The 16,407-nt window shown below is 73.2% G+C and carries 15 protein-coding genes and 1 pseudogene; 10 read left to right on the forward strand and 6 right to left on the reverse strand.

Annotated elements, in window-relative coordinates; all coding sequences use genetic code 11:
• Positions 1 to 36: 36 nt before the first annotated feature.
• A complete protein-coding gene (locus ACFWTC_RS18765) occupies positions 37 to 309 on the forward strand; it encodes a hypothetical protein (RefSeq protein WP_384074266.1) in 273 nt (90 codons plus the stop codon).
• The gene (locus tag ACFWTC_RS18770) at positions 310 to 684 is read left to right on the forward strand and encodes a hypothetical protein (RefSeq protein WP_383918760.1); all 375 of its coding nucleotides are present in this window, start codon (positions 310 to 312) and stop codon (positions 682 to 684) included.
• A 453-nt stretch (positions 685 to 1,137) separates the two neighbouring features.
• Here the strand turns inward: ACFWTC_RS18770 and ACFWTC_RS18775 are convergent, their stop codons facing one another.
• Positions 1,138 to 1,377, reverse strand: coding sequence for a hypothetical protein (locus ACFWTC_RS18775; RefSeq protein WP_384028121.1), 240 nt, complete (start codon positions 1,375 to 1,377; stop codon positions 1,138 to 1,140).
• A 447-nt stretch (positions 1,378 to 1,824) separates the two neighbouring features.
• On the opposite strand from ACFWTC_RS18775, the gene ACFWTC_RS18780 reads away from it, so the two are divergent.
• Entirely contained in the window at positions 1,825 to 2,784 is a 960-nt protein-coding gene (locus ACFWTC_RS18780; protein ID WP_384028120.1) for a Twin-arginine translocation pathway signal, read from the forward strand.
• 1 nt (position 2,785) lies between these two features.
• The gene (locus ACFWTC_RS18785; RefSeq protein WP_383918748.1) at positions 2,786 to 3,100 is read left to right on the forward strand and encodes a 4a-hydroxytetrahydrobiopterin dehydratase; all 315 of its coding nucleotides are present in this window, start codon (positions 2,786 to 2,788) and stop codon (positions 3,098 to 3,100) included.
• Positions 3,101 to 3,196: 96 nt separating this feature from the next.
• Here the strand turns inward: ACFWTC_RS18785 and sph are convergent, their stop codons facing one another.
• Both sph and ACFWTC_RS18795 read right to left on the reverse strand, forming a co-directional pair.
• Positions 3,197 to 4,186 (reverse strand): sphingomyelin phosphodiesterase, encoded by a 990-nt coding sequence (gene sph, locus ACFWTC_RS18790; RefSeq protein WP_384028119.1) that lies wholly within the window; start codon positions 4,184 to 4,186, stop codon positions 3,197 to 3,199.
• A gap of 56 nt (positions 4,187 to 4,242) precedes the next feature.
• Positions 4,243 to 4,560, reverse strand: a complete 318-nt coding sequence (locus ACFWTC_RS18795) for a hypothetical protein (protein ID WP_383918743.1) — start codon at positions 4,558 to 4,560, stop codon at positions 4,243 to 4,245.
• Between the two features lie 112 nt (positions 4,561 to 4,672).
• On the opposite strand from ACFWTC_RS18795, the gene ACFWTC_RS18800 reads away from it, so the two are divergent.
• Positions 4,673 to 5,578: an oxygenase MpaB family protein gene (locus ACFWTC_RS18800; protein ID WP_383918740.1), complete on the forward strand. Its 906-nt coding sequence runs from the start codon at positions 4,673 to 4,675 to the stop codon at positions 5,576 to 5,578.
• A 6-nt stretch (positions 5,579 to 5,584) separates the two neighbouring features.
• On the opposite strand, the gene ACFWTC_RS18805 is transcribed toward ACFWTC_RS18800, so the two are convergent.
• Positions 5,585 to 7,114 carry a M1 family metallopeptidase gene (locus ACFWTC_RS18805; RefSeq protein ID WP_383918737.1) on the reverse strand — a complete coding sequence of 510 codons (1,530 nt, stop codon included), beginning with the start codon at positions 7,112 to 7,114 and terminating at the stop codon, positions 5,585 to 5,587.
• Between the two features lie 417 nt (positions 7,115 to 7,531).
• Between ACFWTC_RS18805 and ACFWTC_RS18810 the strand changes: the two genes are divergently transcribed.
• The 5 genes from ACFWTC_RS18810 (at position 7,532) to ACFWTC_RS18830 (ending at position 13,712) form a co-directional block, all read left to right on the forward strand.
• Entirely contained in the window at positions 7,532 to 8,404 is an 873-nt protein-coding gene (locus tag ACFWTC_RS18810) for a hypothetical protein (protein WP_383918734.1), read from the forward strand.
• Between the two features lie 103 nt (positions 8,405 to 8,507).
• Positions 8,508 to 10,946, forward strand: coding sequence for a Tex family protein (locus ACFWTC_RS18815; RefSeq protein WP_383918731.1), 2,439 nt, complete (start codon positions 8,508 to 8,510; stop codon positions 10,944 to 10,946).
• Positions 10,947 to 11,234: 288 nt separating this feature from the next.
• The gene (locus ACFWTC_RS18820; RefSeq protein ID WP_384028118.1) at positions 11,235 to 11,735 is read left to right on the forward strand and encodes a hypothetical protein; all 501 of its coding nucleotides are present in this window, start codon (positions 11,235 to 11,237) and stop codon (positions 11,733 to 11,735) included.
• Positions 11,725 to 12,903, forward strand: coding sequence for an MAB_1171c family putative transporter (locus ACFWTC_RS18825; protein WP_383918725.1), 1,179 nt, complete (start codon positions 11,725 to 11,727; stop codon positions 12,901 to 12,903). The genes ACFWTC_RS18820 and ACFWTC_RS18825 overlap by 11 nt, the downstream gene beginning before the upstream one ends.
• A 29-nt stretch (positions 12,904 to 12,932) precedes the next feature.
• Entirely contained in the window at positions 12,933 to 13,712 is a 780-nt protein-coding gene (locus ACFWTC_RS18830) for an SDR family NAD(P)-dependent oxidoreductase (protein ID WP_383918723.1), read from the forward strand.
• Between the two features lie 34 nt (positions 13,713 to 13,746).
• On the opposite strand, the gene ACFWTC_RS18835 is transcribed toward ACFWTC_RS18830, so the two are convergent.
• Together ACFWTC_RS18835 and ACFWTC_RS18840 are read right to left on the reverse strand one after the other, a co-directional pair.
• Positions 13,747 to 15,384 carry an ABC-F family ATP-binding cassette domain-containing protein gene (locus ACFWTC_RS18835; protein ID WP_384028117.1) on the reverse strand — a complete coding sequence of 546 codons (1,638 nt, stop codon included), beginning with the start codon at positions 15,382 to 15,384 and terminating at the stop codon, positions 13,747 to 13,749.
• 29 nt (positions 15,385 to 15,413) lie between these two features.
• Positions 15,414 to 16,280, reverse strand: a pseudogene (locus ACFWTC_RS18840) (ArsB/NhaD family transporter); the annotation flags it as partial.
• Between the last annotated feature and the right edge of the window lie 127 nt (positions 16,281 to 16,407).

Genomic DNA, 16,407 nt, shown 5'->3' on the forward strand with positions numbered 1-16,407 from the left:
CCCACCCGCCCGACGGGTCCGGCCGGGTGACGGCCGATGGGCGTACTGCGTGACAATCCGAAGTTCGCCCTCTTTCTCTGCCTGGCCGTCGGGTACCTCGTCGGCAAGCTGCGCGTCGGCCCCATCACGCACGGCGGTATCTGCGGAACGCTGATGAAGATCTCCGAGGACGACAAGCGGGTCGGCTACTACATCGAGCTGGACCTGCTGGCCGAGGCCGAGCGGGTGCACGGCCAGGACTTCGCGGACTTCCTGGAGAAGAACTACGAGCCGGTCGACCCGCGCTTCCGGCTCGCCGAACAGACCTAGGTGGTCCTGCTCAACGGCGGCGGCTTCGACGGCCCGCAGTGGTCCGTCCGCGTCTCCCTGGCCGACCTCGACGACCTGGACCACCTGAAGATCGGCCACCACCTGCGGCGGATCTTCAACGGCTACGCGGCGGAACGGGAGCGCGCCACGGCCCTCCGGCTGACCCACCCCCGAACACCCCCGGCCGACCCGCCGAGAGCCCGCCGGGCCGGCCGCGGTGGTGTCGGTGGAGGTCGGCTTTCCTGCCCGGTCCGCGAACCCGAACGCGGGCAGGCCCCGACCGGTACGTACCAGTTCAGGCGGCCGGCGGTGGCTTACAGGCCCCGCACTGGACGTTGCGAGGTACGCCCGTCGCAGGGTCCACCATCAGGGTGACGCCGGCTCCGTGCGGGCAGGTGCGGCGGGGCCGCTTCCCGGGTCGGCGGTCCACCCGGAGTGCGTCCCAACGCGTTGCCAGATCGCGGTATCGCGGATCGACCCACACGCGGGCCTCGCCTGCTCCTTCGCTCACTGCAATCCCTCCCTCACGACTCTTTGTCGACGACTGTAAGGGACTGGGCGCGTCAGGTGGCCGGTGCAGCGCTGCATGCCGATCCGCCCTCCGTGCACTCGCTGTGCATGCAGTCACAAACACGGCGGCGACGATCAGGGGCTGCTTCTGCCAGTCGGTCATCGTTCGACCGGCTCGTCCGGCCGACGCCACGGACAGCGCGCCCCGTGCAGCATCGCCCCGCCTCTCGGGTCCGCCGATGGGGAGCGCCTCGGCGCCGCAGCCACGGCATCGGCGGGGTGGAGCAGTCCACCGGCCGGTCGGGTACGTAGGCGTCGTCATGCCGTGCCGCCGTCCGGCGGGCAGGAGTAGACGTCGTAGTCCAGGGCGTACGGGCCGTCGTGTACCAAGGCGATGCCGCGGAGCGGGCGGTCAGCGGACAGCTGCCCCCCGCAGGCGACGCACGCGACGCCCTTGAGCTGCTCCGTCGAAAGCCGGCTGGTGACCGGTACGGGAACGTCCCGGCACGCGGCCCCCGTGCGGCGGCCGACTTCCAAATCGGCACGTGAGCTGGTCATTTCGGGTCTCCTGCCGCAGTTCTTCAGCGCGTCATGTGCTCGTAGGTGGATGATGGCCGGACACGCAGATGGGCAGATAGGCCATCGCGTGGCCATCGGCGGCCACGTGGCGGCCACGGGCCGGAGACAGAAGCGATGACACTTCACACCGGAGCGGTTGGCCACCGAAACGACGCGCTTCGGGCAGCCCGGCTCAGAGCCGGGTGGCGCTCAATGCAGGGCGCAGCAGAAGCCGTCAGTCTCTATGGACAGCAGCTTTTGGACGACCCACATTTTCACGTGGCGGCCAGAACCTGGCGGCGCTGGGAGGGTGACGTGAGTCAGCGCGGCTGGCCGCCGGAGGCCACCGCGATCGTCCTTCACGATGCCCTCGGCCGCTGGCCTGAGGAGCTCGGGTTCCAGCCGCCAGCCGGCTGGATCCGACCGGAGGCACACCAAGAGGCAGACGTGAACCGCCGGACCTTCGTCAACGTCACTGCGGCCGCGCTCATGCCCGGCCCCACGGCCACGCAACACGTCGATCCCGCGCTGATCAGCTGCTTCCAGGAGCAGTTGGAGGGGCACTACCGGGCCGACATGCTGCTCGGGCCGCACGACCTCATCGGTACCGTATCCGCGCAGTATCAGCTCATCGACAAGCTTGTCCGCTCCGCGCAAGGCGAGACCCGCCGCGGGCTGCTCCGCGTCGGCGCCGCGTATGCCGCGCTCGTCGGCTGGCTCTACCAAGACGCCGGCGACCTCGGCGCGGCCAGCTTCTGGCGGGGGATAACGCAGGAGATCGCGGCCCGGTCCCGGGACCCGCACCTCTTCGGCTACAGCCTCGTCAACCTCGCGCAGGTCCGCACCGACCTCGGCGACGGGTACGGAGTCATCGACCTGTGCGAGGCTGCTCTCGTAGACGACCGTCTGTTCCCCAAGGTGAGGCTGATGGCCATGCAGCAGCAGGCTCACGGCGCCAGCCTCACCGGCGACCGCACCGCTGTCGACCGGCTCATCGACGCGGCCGACGGCCTGATCTCCCGAGTCGACGACGACCTGCCCTGGGGCAACGCCTGCCGGCGGACACCCGGCTACCTCGAAGTGCAGCGCGCCACCTGCTATGGCCGGCTTGGCCTGGGGCGCGAGGCGGAGTCCCTGTGGTCGCAGGTCCTTGACGGGGTTCCCGCGATCGCCCGCCGGGATCGCGGCGTGTACCTCGCCCGGCACGCTACCGCCGCTGCCGGTGCCCGGGAACCGGAGCAGGCCGTCGACATCGCGCGGGCGGCCGCCGAGATCGCCGTGGAGACCGGGTCCGCGCGGATGCGCCGTGAACTCGTCACCCTGGAACGGGCCATGCGGCCGTGGCACGATGCCCCGGTAGGCCGGGACCTTGCCGAGGTCCTGGCGCCTGTGAACGAGGGGAGTTGACGTGGGCGTACCGAGGTTGCTGTCGGACGAGGAGATAGCGCAGGGTCTGGCCGGGCTGCCGGGGTGGGAACGGAGGGGCGACGAGATCACCTGTACCTATCCGATCCGATATCACGCGGCGGTGGCTGCGATCGTGACGATCGCCGATCGGTCCCGGCGGGTCCAGCATCACGCCGACCTCGACCTCCGCATCGACAGCCTCCGCGCGTCGATCACGACCCACGACGCCGGCCACCGCCTCACCGCTGCGGACTTCGACCTCGCGCACCGCATCGACGCGATCGTCGCCGCACACCAGGCGCTCCCGCTCGACTGACCTCGGAACCCGTGAGCCCCTTCCTGCCGCGAAGGGCCGGAAGGGGCATCGGAAGGATGCGCCGGGCGTTGCGGGGGAGGGGACGGCGCGTGGTCGTCAGCGGCCGATCACTGGGTAGTGGTCGGAGAGGTTGGTGTACGTGTAGGACGTGCCCCAGCTGGAGACGGTCCAGGGCGCGGACTGCTCCTTGACCACGTTGTTCTCCCAGCCCGCCGGGCGCGCGTTGCCCTTGCGGTACAGGACGTAGTCCAGGTCCTCGCGCGGGTCCGTCGGGTAGCGGTAGGACGCGATCGAGTTCAGCGCGGTGTCGAAGGAGTACGGGTGCCCGGTGCGGCTGTCGGTGCCGGCCAGGTCGGCGTTGGCGAGCATGGACGCGTACTCGGGGGTGTGCGAGTCGACGTTCAGGTCGCCGGCGACGATGACCTGCTCGTTCGCCGGGATGTTCTTCCCGTCCAGGAACGCGTCGATCGACCGGAACTGGCGGGCGCGCATGTCCGCCGCCTCGCCCGCGCCGCAGCCGGGGTCCGTGGACTGCGCGTGGGTGCCCACCACGTGCACCCTGGCGCCGTTGACGTTCAGCACGGCGTACGCGAAGCCCTTGTTCGACCACCAGTCGGCGCCGCAGGCGTCCTTGTAGACCACCTGCTCCTTGCGCACGATGGGCCACTTGCTCAGGACCGCGACGCCGCCGTCCTCCGGGGTGGTGGAGGAGTACGCGCCGCCGGTGGCGTCCCAGCCGCTCTTGCTGCGGCCGACGACGGGGGTCTGGTACGGGTAGCGCGAGGCCGAGTTGGCCTTGATCGCGTCCGAGGCGCCGTTGTCGAAGGCCTCCTGGAGGACGACGACGTCGTGGCCCTGGTAGAAGGCCGCCTTGGGGATCTCCGCAGCCCGGTGGTCCTGGCCCCAGTTCGGGTAGAGGTTCTTGCTCATCAGGAACACGTTGTACGACAGGACGCTGAGCCGCGGGGCAGCGGCGCTCTCCGCGGCCGAGGCGGCCGGCGCGGTGGTGGCGGCCAGCGCACCGGCGGCTATCGCCGCGACGGCCGCGGCGGCGGCCCGGTGGCGGCGGTGGGAGGTGAGCAGCATGAGGTCTCCATCATTCCTGCTGGGGAAGATCGGCTCCGTCATCCAAGCAGCCACGGTTACTTCGGGGTAACACCCGTGACAAGACTTTCTGTCCGCAGCGCGACGACGTGGGGGCGCCGCTGGGACCGGAGCCGATCACTCCTCCGCAGAGGTCCACGTGAACGCCGCGAGGCCCCCGTCCCGGGGGTACGGGCGGCCCCGGAGCCGCGGTCCCGCCGAAGCCGCCCCAGCCGCCGCTGTCGCCGCCGCAGCGCGAGGTGCAGTACGGCGAACAGCGCCACGGCGACCGCGGCGACGGCGGCCAGCGTGATCGCCGCGACCGCCAGCACGTACGGGGCGGCGGCCTCCAGCAACGCGGCGGGGGACAGGTCCACCCCCGCAGGATGCACCGGCGGCGGCCCCGGCAGAAGCCCCGCGACCCCCGTCATACTGGGAAGAAGGGGGTCCGGAAGACACGCCCCGGGTCCAGATCTGGGGGACGCGATCATGAGCACGACGGAACACTCCGCCAAGGGATCGCCGGGCCGGACGGCCGCCGGCCGCCGCGCCGACCCCGAGCCGCCGCCGCCCGGCGGCGTGCTGTGGACCATCGCCGGCGACGTGCGCGCCCTGCTGATGCTCCCCGCCGCCTTCACCATGCAGGTCGCCCACCCCGCCATCGGCGCCGGCGTCGACCAGCACTCCGTCTTCCGCACCGACCCCTGGGGCCGCGGCGAGCGCTCGCTGCGCTCGGTCCAGCTGTGGGTGTACGGCGGGGAGGACGCCGCCGAGGAGGGGCGCCGGGTGCGCCGCCTGCACAAGGAGATCCAGGGCACCGACACCCGGGGCCGGCGCTACCACTCCCTCGACCCCGCCTGCTACGCCTGGGTGCACGCCAGCGGCTTCCCGGTCTACCTGTACGCGGGCCGCTACCTGCTGCGCCGTTTCACCCCCGCCCAGGAGCAACAGCTCTACCGCGAGTGGCTCCAGGTGGGCCGCATCCTCGGGCTGCACGACCGGGACATGCCGCAGAGCATCGAGGAGTACTGGGTCTACTACCGCCGCATGCTGGCCGAGGAGATCGAGCCGACGAAGGTCGCCCGGGAGCTCGTCGCCACCGACGTGCCGCTGCCCCGCCCCGAGGGCGGCCCGCTGCCCGTACGGCTGCTGCTGCGCCTCACGTGGCCGGTGCTGCGGGCGGCGTTCCTGCGCCTGCGGGCCTTCGTCACCGTCGGGTACATGCCGCCCGACGCGCGCGCCGCGATCGGCCTGGAGTGGACCCCGGCCCAGGAACGCCGCCTGCGGCGGTTCAGCACCGCCGTGCGGATCCTCGTACCGCTCCTGCCCGAGCGGCTGCGCTACCTGCCCGTCGCGCGGGCGGCGCGGGCCCGATGGCACGCCGCCGCCCGCTGACGGACCTCAGTGGCCGTGGTCGTGGACCGTGTTCGTCTCCGCGATCTTCTTCCAGGACTTCGGCTCCACCTGCTGGGCCGGGGCGGCCGGGAGCGAGCGGGCCGAGGGGGACTGCGCGGCCTTGGCGGCGGCCGGGTTCAGGGCCGAGACGTCCGGCTTGCCCGGGGTGTAGAGCCAGGTCTCGAACAGCTGGGCCAGCGGCTTCTTCGAGATCTTCTCGGCGTACCGCACGAAGTCGCCGACCCTGGCGTTGCCGTGCGCCCGCTCGGTCGGCCAGCCCTTCAGGATCTGGAAGAACTTCTCGTCGCCGACCTCGTTGCGCAGCGCCTGCACGGCGATGGCGCCACGGTCGTACACGGCGCCGTGGAACTGGTTCTCCGGACCCGGGTCACCCGGCTTGACCTGCCAGAACGGGTCCTCGGCCGGGCGGGTTGCGTACGCCCAGTCGGCGAGTTCCTGCGCGGTGCCCTCGCCCTCCTTCTCCGACCACAGCCACTGGCTGTAGCGGGCGAAGCCCTCGTTGATCCAGATGTCCTTCCAGCCCTCGACGGACACGCTGTCGCCGTACCACTGGTGGGCCAGCTCGTGCACGACCACGGAGACGTTCGCGCCGTTCTGGAACTGGCGCGGGCCGTAGAACGGCCGGGTCTGGGTCTCCAGGGCGAAGCCGGCGGTCACGTTCGGGACGTAGCCGCCCAGCGCGTTGAAGGGGTACGGCCCGAAGACGCCCTCCAGCCACTCCGCGACCTCGCCGGTGCGCTCCACGCTGGCGCGCGCGGCGCCCGCGTTGTCGCCGAGGTCCTTGCTGTAGGCGTTGAGGATCGGCAGTCCGCTCGCCGTCTTGTCGGTGGTGATGTCGAACTTGCCGACCGCGAGGGTGGCGAGGTACGTGGCCTGCGGCTTGTTGGAGCGCCAGTTGTACCGGGTCCAGCCGAGCCGCGAGGTCTGCGACTGGAGGACGCCGTTGCTGATGGCCTGGGTGCCGTCGGGGACGTTGACGGAGACGTCGAAGGTGGCCTTGTCGGTGGGGTGGTCGTTGCTCGGGAACCACCAGACCGCCGAGTCCGGCTCCTGCGCGGCCACACCGCCATCCGGCGTGCGCTGCCACGCCGACCAGCCGTCCACCTTGAACTCGGAGGGCTTTCCGGCGTACTTGACGACGACGCTGATCGAGGTGTTGCGCGCCAGCGGCTTCGCCGGGGTGACCTCCAGCTCGTGGTCGCCGGACGTGGCGAACTTCGCCTTCGCGCCGTTGACCCGGATCTCGCTGACCTTGAGGCCGAAGTCGAGGTTGAAGCGGGAGAGGTCCTGCCTGGTGGTGGCCAGGAGGGTGGCCGTGCCCTCCAGGAGGTCCGTCTTCGGCTGGTACTGCAGGCGCAGGTCGTAGTGCGACACGTCGTATCCGCCGTTGCCGCTGGCCGGGTAGTAGGGATCGCCGATACCCGGGGCACCCGGACCGGAACTCGCCGCCGACGCCGGGATCACCAGCAGAAGCGAAGCGGCGAGCACGCTCGGGGCGATGACTTTGCGGTGCACGAAGGGCTCCAAGTGGTAGGGGAGACAGTGCGGTTCAAGGTCTCGTCGTTCGACCGTATTCACCCCTGGCGTCCCACGTCATGTCCATGGCCCCTGCATTCACACGATCGCCATTCGGCCGTCACGCCGCGGGTCCCGCGAGCCGGTGGCACGGGGCCTGCGGCCTGACGGCGGGGGCGCGGCGGGCCCGGGGGATTGGTGGCCGGGACGGGGGACCGGGCCGGCTCCGGGCCGCACCGGCTCCGGCTGCGGGCCCCACCGAGGCCGGCTCGGGCCGCTCCGAGGCCGGTTCCGGGCCGGAGAACGACCGGAAACGACCGCCCGCGCGGGGCGTCCCGGGCCTCCGCGGCCTCCCCGGACCCGTCGTGGCCGACAGCGGGCTACCCGACATACTGAGCAGTCGGTAACCTGGCCGCCATGACCGCCTCGACGCTTCCCCCGCTCGCCGCCCGGCACGCCTGGCACGGCGCGATCAACCCGCTCCACTCCACCGTGTACTTCTCCCCGGACATCACCAGGGAGTTCGCCGCCCTCGGGGTCAAGGACCCGGTCGCCGTCAACCTCGCCCACCGGTCCGCCGCCCTGGGAGCCGTCGGGGCGGGCGCCGTGACCGCCGCGTTCTACAACTACCGCCACGACCTCGTCGCCCGGCATCTCCCGGACGTGTGGGACACCGTCACCCCCGCCGAGGCCCTCGCCGCCCGCGTGCGCGCCGCCGACGCCACCCTGCGCCGCCTCCTCGGCGCCGAGACCGTCGAGTCGCCCGAACTCGCCGAGGCCGCCGACCTGGCCCTGCGCGCCTCCGAGGCCTGTACCCGGCACGGCCGCATCCTCTACTCCGCCCACGCCGACCTCCCGGTGCCCACCGAGCCGCACCTGCGCCTGTGGCACGCCGCCACCCTGCTGCGCGAGCACCGCGGCGACGGCCACCTCACCGCCCTGCTCACCGCCGGCCTGGACCCGCTCGAAGCCCTGGTCAGCCACACCGCCACCGGCAAGGGCATGACCCCGAAGTGGCTCAAGGCCATCCGCGGCTGGGAGCAGTCCGACCTGGACGCCGCCACGGACCGGCTGCGCCGGCGCGGGGTCCTCGACGCCGACGGCGAGCTCACCGCGGAGGGCGCCGCCCTGCGCGAGCGGCTGGAGGCCGAGACCGACCGGCTGGACGCCGCCCCGTACGAGCACCTCGGCGCGGCCGGCCTGGCCCGGCTGGCGGAACTCGGCGGCGGATTCGTGGCGCGGGCCGTCACCGCCGGGGCCTTCCCGGGGGACCTCCGCGGCAAGGCCTGACCCGTTCCGGAGCCGCCGTGTGGCGGGCTTACCCGCCCTTGTCGCGGCCACCTGCCACAATTGGCAGCCTTCCAGTGCAAACGAAGGCAGGCGGGACCCGATCGTGACGACGTCCATCGAATGCAGGATCGCCGAGGAGCTCGGCGTACGGGAACGGCAGGTCAAGGCCGCCGTGGAGCTGCTCGACGGCGGCTCCACCGTGCCGTTCATCGCGCGCTACCGCAAGGAAGCGACCGAGATGCTCGACGACGCCCAGCTGCGCACCCTGGAGGAGCGGCTGCGGTACCTGCGGGAACTGGAGGACCGGCGCGCCGCGATCCTGGACTCCGTACGGGAGCAGGGCAAGCTCGACGCCGACCTGGAGGCGCGGATCAACGCGGCCGACACCAAGGCCCGGCTGGAGGACATCTACCTGCCCTTCAAGCCCAAGCGGCGCACGAAGGCGCAGATCGCCCGCGAGGCGGGCCTGGAGTCGCTCGCCGAGGGCCTGCTGGCCGACCCGTCGGTCGAACCGGCCGTCGCCGCGGCCGCGTTCGTCGACGGGGACAAGGGGGTCGCCGACGCGGCGGCCGCCCTGGAGGGCGCCCGCGCCATCCTCACCGAGAAGTTCGCCGAGGACGCCGACCTGATCGGCGAACTGCGCGAGCGCATGTGGGGCCGCGGCCGGCTCGCCGCGAAGGTCCGCGAGGGCAAGGAGGAGGCGGGCGCCAAGTTCGCCGACTACTTCGACTTCGCCGAGCCGTTCACCGCGCTGCCCTCCCACCGCGTGCTCGCCATGCTGCGCGGCGAGAAGGAGGACGTCCTCGTCCTCGACCTGGAGCCGGAAACCCCCGAGGACGCGGACACCCCCGGCCCCTCCACCTACGAGGGCATGATCGCCCGCCGCGCCGGGGTGAACGACCGCGGCCGGCCGGGCGACAAGTGGCTGGCCGACACCGTCCGCTGGGCCTGGCGCACGAAGATCCAGGTGCATCTCGGCATCGACCTGCGCACGCGCCTGCGCCAGGCCGCCGAGGACGAGGCCGTACGGGTCTTCGCGGCCAACCTGCGCGACCTGCTGCTCGCCGCGCCCGCCGGCACCCGGGCCACGCTCGGCCTCGACCCGGGCTTCCGCACCGGCGTCAAGGTCGCGGTCGTGGACGCCACCGGCAAGGTCGTCGCCACGGAGGTGATCTACCCGCACGTCCCCGCCAACAAGTGGGACGAGTCCCTCGCCAAGCTGGCCCGCCTCGCCAAGGAGCACGCGGTCGAGCTGGTCGCCATCGGCAACGGCACCGCCTCCCGCGAGACCGACAAGCTGGCCGCGGACCTCATCGCCCGCCACCCCGAGCTCCGGCTCACCAAGGTGATGGTCTCGGAGGCGGGCGCCTCCGTGTACTCGGCCTCGGCCTTCGCCTCGCAGGAACTCCCCGACATGGACGTGTCGTTGCGCGGCGCCGTCTCCATCGCCCGCCGGCTCCAGGACCCGCTCGCCGAGCTCGTGAAGATCGACCCGAAGTCGATCGGCGTCGGCCAGTACCAGCACGACCTGGCCGAGGTGAAGCTCTCGCGCTCGCTCGACACGGTCGTCGAGGACTGCGTGAACGGCGTCGGCGTGGACGTCAACACGGCCTCCGCGCCCCTGCTCTCCCGCGTGTCGGGCATCAGCGGCGGCCTCGCCGAGAACATCGTCGCCCACCGCGACGCCAACGGCCCCTTCCGCAGCCGCAAGGGGCTCAAGGACGTCGCCCGCCTCGGCCCGAAGGCGTACGAGCAGTGCGCGGGCTTCCTGCGGATCCGCGACGGGGACGACCCGCTGGACTCCTCGGCCGTGCACCCCGAGGCCTACCCGGTGGTCCGGGCCATGGGCAAGACGGCGGGCGGCGAGGTGGCGGCCCTGATCGGCAACACCGGCGTGCTGCGCTCCCTGCGGCCGGAGCAGTTCGTCACCGAGGCCTTCGGCCTGCCCACGGTCACGGACATCCTGCGCGAGCTGGAGAAGCCGGGCCGGGATCCGCGCCCCGCCTTCAAGACGGCCACCTTCAAGGAGGGCGTGGAGAAGATCGGCGACCTGGCCCCCGGAATGATCCTGGAGGGCGTGGTCACCAACGTGGCCGCCTTCGGAGCCTTCATCGACATCGGCGTCCACCAGGACGGCCTGGCACACGTCTCGGCCCTGTCGAAGACCTTCGTCAAGGATCCGCGCGACGTGGTCAAGCCCGGCGACATCGTCCGGGTCAAGGTCATGGAGGTCGACATCCCGCGCAAGCGGATCTCGCTCACCCTGCGCATCGACGACGAGCCCGGGGCGGAGCGTCCCCCCGGCGCACCCCGCCAGCGCGAGGAGCGGCGGGGCGGCGGCGGCCGGCCCCCGCAGCAGCGCGGCCAGAGCGGCGGCCAGAACGCCGGCCAGGGCCAGCGGAGCCAGGCACCGGCCGGCCAGGGCCAGCGCGGCCAGGGCCAGCGCCCCGGTACCTCCGCCCCGGCCCCGGCGAACAGCGCCATGGCCGACGCCCTGCGCCGCGCCGGCCTCACCGGCCCCGAGGAGCGCCGCAAGCGGTAGCCGCGGCGGCCGCGCCGTGCCGTTGAAGCCACCCCGGCGCCCGCGGCACCCGTACGGAATGGCCGAATAGCCTCCCCACAGGGGAAGGTGCCTTGCCAACGTCCGTACAAGATCTGTAGGCATGGTGGAACGCCCGTTCGTCACCCGGCGAACGGGCTTCCGTGTTCCCCCCTCAGGACCGTTTTCAGGACCGTTTTCCCCGAGGCCGCCTTGAAGGCACAGGACGCCATGCCCATGCCCCCACACGCCTACCGACGCTGCCCGAGAAAGGGTCCGAAGAGGGATCACATGCCCCACCGGCAACTCAGCCTGCGCAAGAGGTGCGAGAACATTCTCGGCCATCTGGATCTCACCCGTCCGTTCTCCCTCGACGCGCTCTGCGACCGCATCGCAGAGCAGCGCGGCCGCCCCATCCGGCTCCACCCGCTGCCCAGGGAAGCCGCGGAGTCCGGGGTCTGCGGGCTCTGGGTGGGCACCGCGAGCATCGACTACGTCTTCTACGAGGCGCAGACCACCCCGCTGCACCGGGAGCACATCGTCCTCCACGAGCTCGGCCACATCCTGTTCGGCCACCACTCGCTGGAGGGGGAGGAGGCCGACGGCGGCGCACCCACCGTGCTGGGACGCACCAACTACACCACCCGCCAGGAGCAGGAGGCGGAGATGCTCGCCAGCATGATCCGCATCCGTACGGTGAACGCGGGCCCCCCGTCCGCGGCCCGGCCCGGGGGCGTCCTCGCCCGGCTGGAGTCCGCCATGGGGTACGAGCGGGGGAACGATGGCAGCTGACCTGACCGCCTTCGGCGACTGGCTCGCCGTCCCGAGCGTCGTCTGCCTGTGGATCGCCGTCCTGCTGCGCGCCCCGGGCGCCCTGCGCTCCCCGCACCAGCGCGGCCTGTGGCTCGCCGTCGCCACCGCCGCCGCCGCGATGACCCTGAACCTCCCCTCCGTCGTCGCCTACGCCATGGGCCGCGACCCGGGCTACGCGCACACCATCGGCCTCGTCCGCAACCTCATCGGGGTGCTGTCCGCCGGCGCCGTGCTCTACTTCGTCGCCGCCACCACCCGCGGCCGAAGGCTCCAACTCGCCTCCGGCGCCGCCACGGTGGCCTGGCTGGCCGCGCTCGTCGCCTTGGACGCGGCCGCGCCGGGACACGGCACGCACACCATGCCGCCGGTCGGCGACCCGGTGCCCTCCCTGGCGTACTGGCTGGTCCTGATCTCCGCGCACGTGATCGCCAACACCGTCTGCGTCGCCCTGTGCTGGCGCTACAGCCGCCGCACCGAGAGCCGCGGACTGGCCGCCGGGCTGCGGCTGTTCGGCCTCGGCACGGCCCTCGCCGGACTGTTCTGGCTGGCGTACCTGCTCAAGGCCCTGTCCGGCAGCACCTGGGCGATGCCCGCGCTGCCGCTGCTGATGAACCTGCACGGCCTGCTGCGCGCCGCCGCGATCCTGGTGCCGACCCTGTTCACCTTCCGGCGCACCGCTGCCGACGTCGTCACCGCCTGGCGGCTGTGGCCGCTCTGGCGCGACCTGGTGCAGGCCGTCCCGCACGTGGCGCTCAACAAGCCGCGGGCCGGCCGGGTCGTCGAGCTGCTGTGGCCGCCGGTCCCGCGCAACCTGCTCGTCTACCGCAAGGTCATCGAGACGCGCGACGCGATCCTGATCCTGGGGGAGCACGTCGCCCCGGGCGCCCTGGAACTCGCCCGCACCCACGTCGCCGGAGCCGGGGTCCCCGAGCAGCGCCGCACCGCGGCCGCGCTGGCCCGCGTACTGCGGGAGGCCCGCCGGGCCAAACTGGCCGGGCTGCCCGGGCAGAGCGCATCGGCGGCCGCGCTGGAACTGCCCGCCGCGATCCAGACCTCCGAGGACGGCGGGGACCTGGAGGACGAGGCCCGGTTCCTCGTCGACGTGGCCCGGGCGTACACCTCGCCGGCCATCGCCGCCACCCCGTGAACCGCACCACCGCGAGGAAGTGACACCCCTTGACCACCGTACTGATCACCGGTGCCAGCGCCGGCCTGGGCGAGGCCTTCGCCCGCGGCTTCGCCGCCAAGGGCTGCGCCCTGGTGCTCGTGGCCCGCGACAAGGAGCGGCTGGACGCCGTCGCCGAGCGGCTCGGCCGCGCGTACGGCGTGCCCGCCGAGGTACTGCCCGCCGACCTGCTGACGGAGCGGGGCCTGGCCGCGGTCGCTGAGCGGCTCGCCGACCGGGCGGCGCCCGTGGACGTCCTCGTCAACAACGCCGGCTTCGGGCTGCCCGCGCCCTTCCCGTACAGCCCGGTAGAGGACGAGGAGCGGATGCTCGACCTGCTGGTCAGGGTCCCGCTGCGGCTCACCCACGCGGCGGCGCCCGGCCTGCGCGAGCGGCGCCGGGGCGCGGTGCTGAACGTGTCCTCGGTGGCGGGCCTGCTGCCGACCGGGACGTACGGCGCGGCCAAGGCGTGGGTGACCGCGTTCAGCGAGTCGCTCCGGGTGGACATGGAACCGTACGGGGTCCGGGTCCTGGCGGTGGTCCCCGGCTTCACCCGCACCGAGTTCCAGGCGCGGGCCGGGATGGACGTCAGCGCCCTGCGCGACGCCGTCTGGCTGGAGCCGGACGCCGTGGTGGCCAAGGCGCTGAAGGACCTCGCCCGGCGCCGCCCGATCAGCATCACCGGCCGCCGCTACCAGGCGTACGCGCTCGCCGCCCGCCACCTCCCGCGCGGCTTCGTCGCCCGGAGGATGGCCCGCACGAGGCGTCCCCCGGCGGACGCCGCGCACTGACGGGGCCGGCCGCGGCGCCGCGCCCGCGCCGCGGCTACAGCTCGGTGACCTTGCCGTCCGCGACGCGCAGGCGGCGGGTCACCTGGACCGCGTCCAGCATGCGGCGGTCGTGCGTGACGAGGAGCAGCGTGCCCTCGTACGCCTCCAGGGCGGCCTCCAGCTGCTCGATCGCCGGCAGGTCCAGGTGGTTCGTGGGCTCGTCGAGGACCAGCAGGTTCACCCCGCGGCCCTGGAGCAGCGCGAGCGCCGCCCGGGTGCGCTCGCCCGGCGAGAGGGTGGCCGCCGGACGCAGCACGTGGGCCGCCTTCAGCCCGAACTTGGCCAGCAGCGTGCGGACTTCGGCGGGCTCGGTGTCCGGGACCGCCGCGCAGAACGCCTCCAGCAGCGGCTCGCCGCCGAGGAACAGCCCGCGCGCCTGGTCGACCTCGCCGACCAGGACGCCGGAGCCGAGCGTCGCCGCACCCGAGTCCGGTGCCAGCCGGCCCAGCAGGACGGCGAGGAGCGTGGACTTGCCCGCGCCGTTGGCCCCGGTGATCGCCACCCGGTCCGCCCAGTCGATCTGCAGGCTGGCCGGCCCGAAGGCGAAGTCCCCGCGCGTGAGCGCCGCCTCGCGCAGGGTCGCCACCACGGAGCCGGAGCGCGGCGCCGTCGCGATCTCCATGCGCAGCTCCCACTCCTTGCGCGGCTCGTCGACGATGTCGAGGCGCTCGATCGCGCGCTGCGTCTGGCGGGCCTTGGCGGCCTGCTTCTCGCTGGACTCGCCGCGCAGGTTCTTGCCGATCTTGTCGTTGTCGCTCGACTTGCGGCGGGCGTTGCGCACGCCCTTGTCCATCCAGTTGCGCTGCATCTGGGCCCGGCCCTCCAGGGCCGACTTCTTGCCCGCGTACTCCTCGAACTCCTCGCGGGCGTGGCCGCGGGCCCGCTCGCGCTCCTCCAGGTAGGAGTCGTAGCCGCCGCCGTAGAGGTTGATCTCCTGCTGGGCCAGGTCGAGTTCGAGGACCTTGGTGACCGTCCGGGTCAGGAACTCGCGGTCGTGGCTGATGACGACCGTGCCGGCACGCAGACCCTTCACGAACTGCTCCAGCCGCTCCAGGCCGTCCAGGTCCAGGTCGTTGGTCGGCTCGTCCAGCAGGAACACGTCGTACCGGGAGAGCAGCAGCGAGGCGAGGCCCGCCCGGGCCGCCTGCCCGCCCGAGAGCGCCGTCATCGGCAGGTCCAGGCCGACCGCCAGCCCGAGGTCGTCCGCGACCTCCTGGGCGCGCTCGTCGAGGTCGGCGCCGCCGAGGTTCAGCCACTGGTCCAGCGCCGTCGCGTACGCGTCGTCCGCGCCCGGGGTGCCGTCCACCAGGCCCTGGGTCGCCTCGTCCAGGTCCGCCTGCGCCGCCGCCACACCCGTGCGCCGGGCCAGGAACTCCCGTACGGACTCCTCGGGCCGCCGCTCAGGCTCCTGCGGGAGGAGGCCCACGGCGGCGCTCGGCGGGGAGAGGCGCAGCTCACCGGTCTCGGGAGCGTCCAGCCCGGCGAGCATCCGCAGCAGGGTGGACTTCCCGGCGCCGTTGACGCCGACGAGACCGATGACGTCACCGGGCGCGACGACGAGGTCGAGATCGGCGAAGAGGGTGCGCTCGCCGTGCGCGGCGGTGAGCTTCTTGGCGACGAGGGTTGCAGTCATGATCTGCCGATCCTATCCGGGCCCGGCGCTCAGTCTCCGACCAGTCGCAGGCCCGCCCACAGGGCGGCCACGGCGGCGACGAGGGCGGCCGGAGTGGTGACCAGGCCGAGGCGGGTGCACTCCCCGAGGGAGACCCGGTCGTCGTGCGCGTGCAGGATCCGCCGCCACAGCAGGGTGGCCGGCGAGCCGGCCGAGGTCAGGTTCGGGCCGATGTTCGCGCCGATCAGCACGGCCGGCACCGGCCCGGGCCCGGCGGGGGCGGTCAGCGGGAGCAGCGCCAGCACCGCGGGCAGGTTGTCGATCAGGTTGGCCAGTACGGCGGCCACCCCCGCGATCGCCGGCAGCGCGGCGAGCGACTCCCCGGACGGCAGGATCCGGGCCAGTGCGTCGCCCCGCCCGTGGTCCACCACGGCCCGCACCACCATGCCCAGGGCCAGCACGAACAGGCAGAAGACGGGTGCGGCGGAGCTCCGATCCGGCGCAGGGTCGTCTCCCGGCGCCGCAGCGCCCGTACGGAGAGCACCACCGCGCCCGCGAGCGCCGCCCAGGCCGGGCCCGCCCCCGCGAAGGAGGCCGCGGCGAACCCGGCCGGGGTCAGCCCGAGCACCCGGAGCGCGAAGCGCGGCACCGGAACCGGCTCGGCGGCCTCGGGGACGTGCTCCGGCGGCGCCGCCAGATCGGCCCGGAACCAGCGCCGGAACACCGCGTACTCCACCCCGATCGCCGCGAGCCAGGGCAGGGTCATCAGCGCCGCGAACCGGGTGAAGGGCAGCCCGCCGAGGTGCGCGGTGGCCAGGGCGTGAGGCCGGGACCGGGCCCCCAGCCGCGCGGCGGTCGCCGGCACCACCGGGGTCAGCAGTACCACGGGTCGCGTCCAGGCCGAGCGAGGCCGTCACCCTGCCGCGGCCGCGCCGGTGCGCCGGGGCCGGACGGCCGCGGCGACGCCGGGGGCGGCAGCGGCAGCGACCGGCCGCATGGCAGGAAAGGTGGGACGCCCGTCATTGCGGCCACCCGCCCGGCGTC

Source organism: Streptomyces sp. NPDC058619 (genome assembly GCF_042717785.1).
Taxonomy (GTDB): domain Bacteria; phylum Actinomycetota; class Actinomycetes; order Streptomycetales; family Streptomycetaceae; genus Streptomyces.